Raw genomic sequence first — 10,355 nt, 5'->3', positions numbered from 1 at the left:
GAGTTCTACCAGCGGCTGTTCGACGAGGAACTGCCCGAAAGTGCGGCGAGCGTCGCCGTCGGGTAGGTGGACGCGCCCTTGCGGGCGCGTGCCTCCGGCGGGGATATTTGAGGCCAGAAGAAGAGTGAGGGCGCGCGCGGCGCCGTGACGGGATGAGCAAGCCATCTGACAACCCCGCCGATCCGTTCAAGAAGGCGCTGGCCGAGGCCACGCGCGTGCTGGCCGACGATGCCGATCTGGGCGTGTCCTATTCGGTCGATCCGCCGGGGCTGATGGTGGATGCGGTGCGCCTGCCGCAGGTCAGCCGGCGGATGACGCGCGACGAGGTTCTGATCGCGCGCGGCACGGCGGACGGCCTTGCGCTGCGCCACCGGTTTCACGATGCGGGCCTGCATGCGCGCTATCGCCCCCAGGGCCAGATGGCGCGCGATCTTTACGAGGCGCTGGAGACCGCTCGCTGCGAGGCGGTGGGCGCGCGCGCGATGCCCGGCACGGCGGGGAATATCGACGCGGTGATCGCCGCCGAGGCCGCCAAGCGCGGCTATGCCCGGGCGCGCGAGGCGGGCGAGGTGCCCTTGTCGGTGGCGGCGGGCTACATGCTGCGCCATCTGGCGACCGGGCGGCCGCTGCCCCGGGGGGCGGACAATGCGATGGCGCTGTGGCGCGGCTTCATCGAGGAGCAGGCGGGCGGCACGCTGGAGCGGCTGGAGGAGGTGCTGGCCGATCAGGCGGGTTTTGCCCGCTTCGCCCGGCAGGTGATCTCGGATCTGGGGTATGGCGACCAGCTGGGCGACGATCCGGATGCCGAGCAGGACGAGGCCGAGGACGAGGGCGCCGAGACCGACGAGGACGCGCCCGAGGAACATGGCGAGGAGCAGGGCGAGGAGAGCGACGAGGCCGACGCCAGTTCCGAACGGTCGCAGGACGAGTTGCAGGATGCCGCCCAGGCCCGTGTCAGCCCGGACGACATGGCCGACATGGACATGGGCGAGGAAGCCGAACTGCCCGAGGGCGAGGCGCCGCACGAGCCGCCGCCGGCGGCGCCGCATTCCGAGGCCGATCCCGATTACAGGGTCTTCACGTCCGTCTTCGACGAGGAGGTGAAGGCCGAGGACCTGGCCGAACCCGTCGAGCTGGAGCGGCTGCGCGCCTGTCTGGACCAGCAGCTCGACCCGCTGAAGGGGGCGGTGGGGCGGCTGGCCAACAAGCTGCAACGCCGCTTGCAGGCGCAGCAGAGCCGGTCCTGGGAATTCGATTGCGAGGAAGGGATCCTGGATGCCGGGCGGCTGGCCCGCGTGGTGGCGAACCCGACCACGCCGCTGAGCTTCAAGGTCGAGAGGGATACCGAGTTCCGCGACACGGTGGTGACGCTGCTGCTGGACAATTCGGGGTCCATGCGCGGGCGGCCGATTTCCATTGCCGCGATCTGTGCCGATGTTCTGGCGCGGACGCTGGAACGCTGCGATGTCAAGGTGGAAATCCTGGGTTTCACCACGCGGGCGTGGAAGGGCGGGCAGTGCCGCGAGAAATGGCTGGCCGAGGGGCGGCCGATGGCGCCGGGGCGGCTGAACGATCTGCGCCACATCATCTTCAAGGGGGCGGATGCGCCCTGGCGGCGGGCACGCCAGAACCTTGGGCTGATGATGAAGGAAGGCTTGCTGAAGGAGAATATCGACGGCGAGGCGCTGGAATGGGCACATCGGCGGATGATGGCCCGGCCCGAGACGCGCAGGATCCTGATGGTGATCTCGGACGGGGCGCCGGTGGACGATTCCACGCTGTCGGTGAATTCCGCGAACTACCTGGAAAAGCACCTGCGCGACGTGATCGCGATGGTCGAGCGGCGCAAGGCGGTGGAACTGATCGCCATCGGCATCGGCCATGACGTCACCCGCTATTACCAGCGCGCGGTGACGATCACCGATGTCGAGCAACTGGCCGGCGCGATGACCGAGCAACTGGCCGCGCTGTTCGACAAGGACCCGCGCGGGCGGGCGCGGATGATCGGGATCCGCAAGGCGGTCTAGCCCGGATCACGCGGTTTCCGAGATCTCCAGCCCGCCCTGTCGATTCGCATGGAGCGCGAAAGCCAGGATCAGCGGCAGCGGGTCGATATCCGGGTCGGGGCGGAGCCAGGTGCGTTCGGCGAGGAGCCCGTCGGTCGGGAGGTTCTTGCTGGCGATCTGGCCCATGTCCCGGTCGGGCAAGAACCGTTCGTCGATCGTGCCTTCGGCCAGAATCCGGAAATCGGTGTGGCGCAGGTCCTCGTTGATGCGCGCGGCGGTTCGCAGCAACGGCGCGCGCGGCCCCTCCAGATATTGCAGGAAACATCCCCGGTCGACATGCAGAAAGCCGGTCACGCCGTCCCCGGGATTGTTGTGCGGGCTCGCGGCAAGGATGTCGGTGACGGTTGTTGCCCTGTCCAGCGGTCTGCGGGCGGTGCTGCGACAGAGCAGGAAGAACAGGTCTGCGCTCATGCTCGAGCTCCGGCCAAACGGTTTCCTGTCGATAGCCGGATCGGCCTACGCATCGGTGAATGCGCATGCACATGGCTTGCCGTCGATGCGCGGGCTGCTAGTCTGGCGCTGACGGCGCCTTGCGGGGCGCCTTTCCGCGCAAGGCCCGCCATGTTCCAGAGCTTCGAAAGCCCCACATCGCCGCAGGATGGCCCCCCGCGCCTTGCCGCCTTGCGCGCCGAGATGGCCCGGGCGGGGCTGGCCGGGTTCCTTGTGCCGCGGGCGGATGCCCATCAGGGCGAATATGTCGCCCCGCGCGACGAGCGGCTGGCCTGGCTGACGGGCTTCACCGGGTCCGCGGGCTTTGCCTGCGTGCTGATGGACCGCGCGGGGGTGTTCGTGGATGGCCGCTACCGGGTGCAGGTCAGGAGCCAGGTGGATCCGGACCATTTCACGCCGGTCGACTGGCCCGAGACGCAGCTTGCGGACTGGTTGCGCGCGGCGCTGCCACGGGGCGGCGTCCTGGGCTTCGACCCCTGGCTGCACACACCCGAACAGGTGGAAAAGCTGAGCGAGGCATTGCGGGATACCGCGATTTCGCTGCGCGAGGTCGAGAACCCGATCGACCGCCTCTGGTCCGACCAGCCCGCCCCACCGCAGGGCGCGATCTCGGCCTATCCCGAGGCGCTGGCGGGGGCGAGCCATGCCGGGAAGCGCGCGCGCCTGGCCGAGACCCTGCGCAAGGCCGGGCAGGCGGCGGCGGTGCTGAGCCTGCCCGATTCCATTGCCTGGCTGTTGAACGTGCGGGGGGCGGATGTGCCGCGCAACCCGGTGCCGCACGCCTTTGCGGTGCTGCATGACGATGCGCGCGTGACGCTTTTCGCCGATGCGGCCAAGGTTTCGGACGAGCTGCGCCGCCATCTTGGCCCCGATGTCACCCTGCGCCCCGTTACCGCCTTTGGCCCGGGGCTGCGCAGCCTTGTGGGCCCGGTGCGCATCGACCCCGCCAGCGCGCCGCTCTGGGTGCTGCGCCAGTTGCAGGAGGCGGGGATCGAGGTCGCGCGGGGGGAGGATCCTTGCATCCTGCCCAAGGCGCGCAAGAGCGTGGCGGAACTGGTGGGCGCGCGGGCGGCGCATCTGCGCGATGCGGCGGCCATGGTCGAGTTCCTGGCCTGGCTCGATGCCGAGGCGCCGGGGGGCGAGCTGACCGAGATCGACGTGGTCAAGCGGCTGGAGGGGTTCCGGCGGGCGACCGGCAAGCTTTGCGATATCAGCTTCGACACCATCGCGGGGGCGGGGCCGAACGGGGCCATCGTGCATTACCGGGTCAGCGAGGCGACGAACCGGCGCGTGGTTCCGGGCGAGGTGCTGCTGGTGGATTCGGGCGGGCAATATCTGGACGGCACCACCGACATCACCCGCACGGTGGCGGTGGGGGCGGCGCCCGAGGCGGCGCGCGCGCCCTTTACCCGGGTGCTCAAAGGCATGATCGCGATTTCCCGCGCGCGCTTTCCCAAGGGGGTCGCGGGGCGCGATCTGGATGCGCTGGCGCGCTATCCGCTGTGGCTGGCGGGGCAGGATTACGACCATGGCACGGGCCACGGCGTCGGTGCCTATCTGTCGGTCCATGAGGGGCCGCAGCGGATCTCGCGGCTGTCGCATGTGGCGCTGGAACCGGGGATGATCCTGTCGAACGAGCCGGGCTATTACCGCGAGGGCGCGTTCGGCATCCGCATCGAGAACCTGATCGTGGTGCAGCCCGCGCCGGTGCCGGACGGCGGCGACAACCGAGAGATGCTGTGCTTCGAGACGCTGACCTTCGTGCCCATCGACCGGCGCCTGATCGTCGCGGCGATGCTGAATGACGGGGAGCGCGACTGGCTGAATGCCTATCACGCGCGCGTTGCCGATCTGGTCGGCCCCGAGCTCTCGCAGCCCGCGCGCGACTGGCTGGCGGCGGCCACCCTGCCGATCTGACCTTTGCGCTGTCTGGACATTCCCGCCGCGATCGTGTGACTGAACGGCGGCGCGTCAGACGCCGAAACCAGCGAGGGGAGTGTAACCATGGCCGAACATGTGGCGATTCATCGGGCCGAGGGGGCCTGGGTGGTCCGGGCGGGCGGCGCGGTGATTGCCGAAAGCCGCAATGCGCTGGAACTGGTCGAGGGCGACCGCGCCCCGGTGATCTATTTCCCGCGCGAGGATGTGGCGATGGCCTTCCTCGAACGCTCGGACAGCCGGACGACCTGTCCGGTCAAGGGCCAGGCGAGCTATTACACCCTGCATGCCAAGAGCTATGACATCCCCGATGCGGGCTGGTGCTACGAAAACCCGGGTCCGGGGGTCGAGCGGATCGCGGGCCATCTGGCCTTTCACGCCGACAAGGTGACGGTCGAGCAGTTATGATCGTGGCCCGGCCCGGCGGCGTGGCACCATAACAGCTGGCGGCGGCGCGCTATCCTGTCCGCCCAGGAGGTGCCTGCCGATGATCCGATCCTGCCTGACCGCGCTTGCCGTCCTGCTGGCGCTGCCCGCCGCCGCCCAGGACCGCCGCCCCAGCCATTGCATCGCCATCGCCGAGGCCGATCCCGCGCTGGAATATGTCCAGCTTGCCGGTTTCGGCACGCCGCTGCCCGATCCGCATAGTGTGCGCATCAGTTTCGTCGATCACGCGACCTTCCTGATCGAGACGGCGGGCGGGCTGCGTGTCGCGACCGATTTCACGGGCTTTCTGGGCTCGACCCGGCTGATCCCCGATGTGGTCACGATGAACAACGCCCATCAGACCCATTTCACCGCCTTCCCCGATCCCGCGATCCCCCATGTGCTGGAAGGCTGGGCCAGGGATGGCGTAGCGGCGGATCATCACCTCGATCTGGGTGAGATGCTGGTGCGCAACGTGCCGACCGATGTGCGCGGCTTCGACCGTTCGGTGGTGCGCGAGAACGGCAATTCGATCTTCGTCTTCGAGGTTGCAGGGCTGTGCATCGGGCATCTGGGGCACCTGCATCACGAGCCCGACGAGATGCAATATGCCGCGCTCGGCCGGCTGGACGTTGTGATGGCGCCGGTCGATGGCGGGCTGACGCTGGATCTGCCGAGGATGATCCGCGTGCTGGAACGGCTGCGCAGTTCGGTCGTGATCCCGATGCACTGGTTCGGGGCGCAGTCGCTGGAACGGTTCCTTGCGGGCATGTCCGGCGAGTTCGCGATCCGGCGCGCAGGGGCGGGACATCTGGAGATCTCGTTGCGCACGCTGCCCGACCGGCCCACGGTGATCGTGCTGGACCCGCAGCCGCTGCGCGATCCAGAGTGACTTGCCAGCCGCGCAAGCTCTGTGCTTTGAGCTTGGGCGAAAGGACCGCCCATGCTGAATCCCGTCACCGACGCCTTCGCCGCCGAACTGCGCGCCCGCCTGCCCGCGGCCTGTTTCCGTGACCTGACAGCCGCCTATCTGGAGGAACCGCGCGGGCGCTATCGCGGGCAGGGCGGGCTGTTGCTGGCGCCGGGGACGGTCGAGGAGGTGGCCGAGATCGTGCGCGCCTGCGCCGCGGCACGGGTGGGGGTGGTGCCCTATGGCGGCGGCACCGGGCTGGTCGGCGGGCAGGTGATGGAGAGCGGCCCCGCGCCGGTGATCGTGACGCTGGAACGGATGCGGGCGATCCGCGCGGTCTATCCGGCCGAGAATGTGCTGGTGGCCGAGGCGGGCGCGATCCTGGCAGAGGTGCAGGCGGCGGCCGAGGCGGCGGGGCGGCTCTTTCCGCTGTCGCTGGCGTCGGAAGGCTCGGCGCGGATCGGGGGCGTGCTGGCGACCAATGCGGGCGGGGTGAACGTGCTGCGCTATGGCAATGCGCGCGATTTGTGTCTGGGGCTGGAGGCGGTGCTGCCCGACGGGTCGGTCCTGCACGGGCTGAAAAGGCTGCGCAAGGACAACACGGGCTACGATCTGCGCCACCTGCTGATCGGGGCCGAGGGGACGCTGGGCATCATCACCGCGGCTGCGCTGAAACTCGCACCTCGGCCCGCGCGGACCGGCGCGGCGCTGCTGGCGGTGGCCGATCCGCAGGCGGCGCTCGATCTGCTGGCGCTGGCGCAGGGGCGGATCGGCGAGGGGGTCTCGGCCTTCGAACTGATCCACCGGCAGGGGGTCGATTTCCTGGCCGAAACCCTGCCCGAGATCCGCCTGCCCTGGCCCGATCCGCCCGAATGGTGCGTGCTGATCGACCTTGGCCTGGGCGCGGGGCAGGATCCGGGCGCGGCGCTGGAGGGGCTGTTCGCCGAGGCGGCCGGGGCGGGGCTGGTCAGCGACGGGCTGATCGCGCAGTCCGAGGGCCAGCGGGCGGCGTTCTGGGCGGTGCGCGAAAGCCTGCCGCTGGCCAACCGCCGGATCGGCGCGATCTCGTCGCACGACATCTCGGTGCCGCTGTCGGCGATCCCCGACTTCATCGCGCGGGCCGGCCCCGCGCTGGCCCGGATCGGACGGTTCCGGATCAACTGCTTCGGCCATGTGGGCGATGGCAATCTGCATTACAACGTCTTCCCCCTGAAGGGCGAGACGCGCGCCGATCACGAGGACAAGCGCGCCGCGATCAAGCGCTGCGTGCATGACCTGGTGCATGCGCTCGGCGGATCGGTCAGCGCCGAGCATGGGGTGGGGCGGCTGAAGGTCGAGGACCTGGAACATTATGTCGATCCGGCCCGGCTGGCGGCGATGCGGGCAATCAAGGCCGCGCTGGACCCGGCGGAGATCATGAATCCCGGCGTCCTGCTGCGCGCCCCTGCCTGACGGGCGCGCCCGGCGGCGGCGTCGGGACATGGATATTTATGGCCAGACGAAGCAGGGCGCGCGCCCGGAAACCTTCGGATCGCCTTGTGTTTCTTCTTGGCAAAAATACCCGGATCCCGCGCTTGCGACCGGGCGCGCCCTGTGGTCGGGGCCCGGGCCTCAGTGGCCTGCGAAGTCGCAGAGCGCGTGAACCTCGATCCCCATCGACTCGAGCCGACGGCGGCCGCCGAGATCGGGCAGGTCCACCACGAAGGCGCAGCCGACGATCCGGGCGCCCAGCCGTTCGCAGAGCTTGATCCCGGCCTCGGCGGTGCCGCCGGTGGCCAGCAGGTCGTCCACGATCAGCACCTTGTCGCCCGCGACAAGCGCATCGTCGTGGATCTCGACCACGGCCGAGCCGTATTCGAGCTGGTATTCCTCGGCGATGGTGGCGGCCGGAAGCTTGCCCTTCTTGCGCACCGGCACGAAACCCTTGGAAAGCTGGTGCGCGATGGCGCCGCCCAGGATGAAGCCGCGCGCCTCGAGCCCGACCACCTTGTCGATCTGCTGGCCCGCATAGGGGTGCAGCATCTGGTCGATCGCCATGCGGAAGCCGCGCGGATCGGCGAAGAGCGTGGTCACGTCGCGGAACATGATCCCTTCATGCGGGAAATCGACGATGGTGCGGATGTAATCCTTGACGGAATTGTTCGACGGCATGGCGGGGGCCCTTTCGGTCTGTGCCTGGTCCGGGTGTCGCCCAGGCGGGGCGGGTGGTGCAAGATTGCGGTTTGCCGCAAGGGCAGGGACGGGGGCGGGGCCAGACCTCGTCCCCGCGCCGGGATGCGCCTAGTGGTTCAGCACGCGCCCGGCGACCGCGTCGAGCTTCGCGACCAGCGCGGGATCGCGTTTCTCGGGCGCGGTGATCAGCGCGTATTCCAGCGCGGTGTCGCAGCCCTTTTCGCAGGGCTTGTGGGCACCCAGAAGCCCGGGCAGGCGGGTGACCATGGCGCGGGCCTTTTCGGCGTTGCCGATCAGGGTCTTGACGATGTCGGCCACCTCGACCGCGTCGTGGTCGGGATGCCAGCAATCGTAGTCCGTGACCATGGCGATCGAGGCATAGCAAAGCTCGGCCTCGCGGGCGAGCTTTGCCTCGGGCATGTTGGTCATGCCGATCACGTCGCAGCCCCAGTTCTCGCGGTAGAGTTTCGATTCCGCCAGCGTCGAGAATTGCGGGCCTTCCATCGCCAGATAGGTGCCGCCCTGGTGGATGGTGATGCCCTCGTCGCGGGCGGCCTGAAGGCAATGGGCCGACAGCCGCCCGCAGGTCGGGTGGGCGACGCTGACATGCGCCACGCAGCCCTGGCCGAAGAAGCTTTTCTCGCGGGCGAAGGTGCGGTCGATGAACTGGTCCACCACCACGAAATCGCCCGGCGCCAGTTCCTCGCGGAACGATCCGCAGGCCGAGACCGAGACCACATCGGTCGCGCCCAGCCGTTTCAGCGCGTCGATATTGGCGCGGTAGGGCACGGTCGAGGGCGAATGGACATGGCCCCGCCCGTGGCGCGGCAGGAAGGCCATCCGGATACCGCCCAGCGTGCCGGTCAGGATCTCGTCGGAGGGCTTGCCCCAGGGGCTGTCCACCGCCTGCCAGCGCGCATCCTCCAGCCCCGCGATGTCATAGACGCCCGAGCCGCCGATCACCGCGATCATCCGTTCCATGCTCCGTCCCTCTTTCCGGTTTCACGAGTCGGCCCCTTTTAGGGGGCGGGGCGCGCGACGGAAAGCCTGTGCGTGGCCGCAGGCCGGGCGGGCTATTCACCGGGGCGGCGGCGATGCGGGCGCAGGCGATGGTGTCGCAGGCGGCTTTCGCGATGCCCGCCGCGGCGAACTCGTCCACTATGCGCGCGAAGGTGGCCGAGGTCGCGTTCATCGCGTCCCTCATCGCCATTTCCACGATGTTGACGCAGAAGACGCCGGTCTCGCGGATATTGGCCACGCTGTCCTTGGTGCCGTCGCAGTCGGGCTTGGCCGAGGTCGAGGCGAACATCACCTGCGGCGGCACATAGGCGACCGCGTTGAAGAAGGAACAGGGCGCGAGATTGTCGGCCCCGTCCGTGCCGCGGGTCGAGATCCAGCCGATCGGGCGCGGGGTGACGATGGCGTTGAACGGGTTGTGGAGCAAGGGGTGGCCGTCGGCGGGGCGGTAAAAAATGGCGGTCCTTTCGCGTGTTTGCCCCCGTCTTGGCCCCGTGCTAGGGCCGTTTCCAGAAACAGGGAGGGGCGGGTGATCCGGCTGGCCGAGGAAACGGCGGAGGATTGGTGGGAGGTCGAGGCGCTTTACGACCTCTGCTTTGCCCCGGGGCGCTCGGCGCTGTCGTCCTACCGGCTACGCGAGGGGGTCGACCCGGTCCCGGGCCTGTGCCTGACCGCGCGGGACGGGGACGGGATCCTCGCTGCCGCGATCCGCTACTGGCCGGTTCTGGTGGGCGGCGCGCCCGCGCTGCTGCTGGGGCCGGTGGCGGTGCACCCGACGCGGCAGGGCGAGGGGCTCGGGGCGCTCTTGATCCGCGAGTCGCTGGAACGCGCGCGGCTGCTGGGGTTTGGCCGGGTGATGCTGGTGGGCGATGCGCCCTATTACGGACGGTTCGGGTTCGCGCGGCTGGACGGTGTCGGGATGCCGCCGCCCACCAACCCCGACCGCGTGCTGGGGATTGCCCTGGTGCCCGGTGCCTGGGAGGGGGTCGCGGGGCCGGTGACGCGGGCGGCCGAAGGCTGACGCGGCGATCTGGGCGGCGCGGCGCGGCGGTCTATATCGAGCCACGAGCCAAGAGGGAGTTCGCCGCATGTTTTCCTTTCCCAGCCGCAAGACCGACATGGTCGCCGAGGCCGATGCCTGGCCCGGCCGCCCCGATCCGATCCCGACCGCCGAGACGCATTTCGTCTTTGGCCGCCCGCTGAAGGCACCGATCCCCGAGGGGATGGAGGAAGCCGTCTTCGGAATGGGCTGTTTCTGGGGCGTCGAGCGCAAGTTCTGGCAGTTGCCGGGGGTGTGGATGACGGCCGCCGGATATGCGGGCGGCTTCACGCCCAACCCGACCTATGAGGAGGTCTGCACCGGCAAGACCGGCCAT

11 protein-coding genes are annotated in these 10,355 nt (G+C 69.4%); 7 read left to right on the top strand and 4 right to left on the bottom strand.

All coding sequences use genetic code 11. The features are described 5' to 3' along the window. Positions 1 to 152: 152 nt before the first annotated feature. The gene (gene cobT / locus ENN83_RS13855) at positions 153 to 2,027 is read left to right on the top strand and encodes a cobaltochelatase subunit CobT (RefSeq protein ID WP_287187883.1); all 1,875 of its coding nucleotides are present in this window, start codon (positions 153 to 155) and stop codon (positions 2,025 to 2,027) included. Positions 2,028 to 2,033: 6 nt separating this feature from the next. Here cobT and ENN83_RS13850 read toward each other — a convergent pair whose 3' ends face one another. Next, complete coding sequence (locus tag ENN83_RS13850; protein ID WP_287187882.1) at positions 2,034 to 2,477, bottom strand: BLUF domain-containing protein; 444 nt, start codon at positions 2,475 to 2,477, stop codon at positions 2,034 to 2,036. A 150-nt stretch (positions 2,478 to 2,627) separates the two neighbouring features. On the opposite strand from ENN83_RS13850, the gene ENN83_RS13845 reads away from it, so the two are divergent. The 4 genes from ENN83_RS13845 to ENN83_RS13830 all read left to right on the top strand — a co-directional run bounded on the left by ENN83_RS13845 (position 2,628) and on the right by ENN83_RS13830 (position 7,242). After that, positions 2,628 to 4,433, top strand: a complete 1,806-nt coding sequence (locus tag ENN83_RS13845; protein ID WP_287187879.1) for an aminopeptidase P family protein — start codon at positions 2,628 to 2,630, stop codon at positions 4,431 to 4,433. Positions 4,434 to 4,520: 87 nt separating this feature from the next. Beyond that, positions 4,521 to 4,862, top strand: coding sequence for a DUF427 domain-containing protein (locus ENN83_RS13840; RefSeq protein WP_287187877.1), 342 nt, complete (start codon positions 4,521 to 4,523; stop codon positions 4,860 to 4,862). A gap of 79 nt (positions 4,863 to 4,941) precedes the next feature. Beyond that, complete coding sequence (locus tag ENN83_RS13835; RefSeq protein WP_287187875.1) at positions 4,942 to 5,772, top strand: MBL fold metallo-hydrolase; 831 nt, start codon at positions 4,942 to 4,944, stop codon at positions 5,770 to 5,772. A 51-nt stretch (positions 5,773 to 5,823) separates the two neighbouring features. Continuing rightward, positions 5,824 to 7,242, top strand: a complete 1,419-nt coding sequence (locus ENN83_RS13830; RefSeq protein WP_287187874.1) for an FAD-binding oxidoreductase — start codon at positions 5,824 to 5,826, stop codon at positions 7,240 to 7,242. Positions 7,243 to 7,401: 159 nt separating this feature from the next. Here ENN83_RS13830 and ENN83_RS13825 read toward each other — a convergent pair whose 3' ends face one another. From ENN83_RS13825 to ENN83_RS13815, 3 genes are all read right to left on the bottom strand, one after another. Next, on the bottom strand, positions 7,402 to 7,941 hold the full coding sequence (locus ENN83_RS13825; protein WP_287187872.1) for an adenine phosphoribosyltransferase: 540 nt from the start codon (positions 7,939 to 7,941) through the stop codon (positions 7,402 to 7,404). 129 nt (positions 7,942 to 8,070) lie between these two features. Further along, positions 8,071 to 8,943: an S-methyl-5'-thioadenosine phosphorylase gene (locus ENN83_RS13820; RefSeq protein WP_287187870.1), complete on the bottom strand. Its 873-nt coding sequence runs from the start codon at positions 8,941 to 8,943 to the stop codon at positions 8,071 to 8,073. Beyond that, positions 8,900 to 9,436: a flavin reductase family protein gene (locus ENN83_RS13815; RefSeq protein WP_287187885.1), complete on the bottom strand. Its 537-nt coding sequence runs from the start codon at positions 9,434 to 9,436 to the stop codon at positions 8,900 to 8,902. Before ENN83_RS13815 ends, ENN83_RS13820 begins: the two co-directional genes overlap by 44 nt. A gap of 72 nt (positions 9,437 to 9,508) precedes the next feature. Between ENN83_RS13815 and ENN83_RS13810 the strand changes: the two genes are divergently transcribed. Next, a complete protein-coding gene (locus tag ENN83_RS13810; RefSeq protein WP_287187868.1) occupies positions 9,509 to 10,000 on the top strand; it encodes a GNAT family N-acetyltransferase in 492 nt (163 codons plus the stop codon). A gap of 67 nt (positions 10,001 to 10,067) precedes the next feature. Beyond that, the coding region (locus ENN83_RS13805) for a peptide-methionine (S)-S-oxide reductase (protein ID WP_287187866.1) at positions 10,068 to 10,355 on the top strand (288 nt) is incomplete at its 3' end.

The organism is Rhodovulum sp., assembly GCF_011048875.1.
GTDB classification, from domain to species: Bacteria; Pseudomonadota; Alphaproteobacteria; order Rhodobacterales; family Rhodobacteraceae; genus Rhodovulum; species Rhodovulum tesquicola.
Note: the sequence above shows the minus strand (reverse complement) of the source record. Positions and strands in the feature narration are given on the sequence as shown.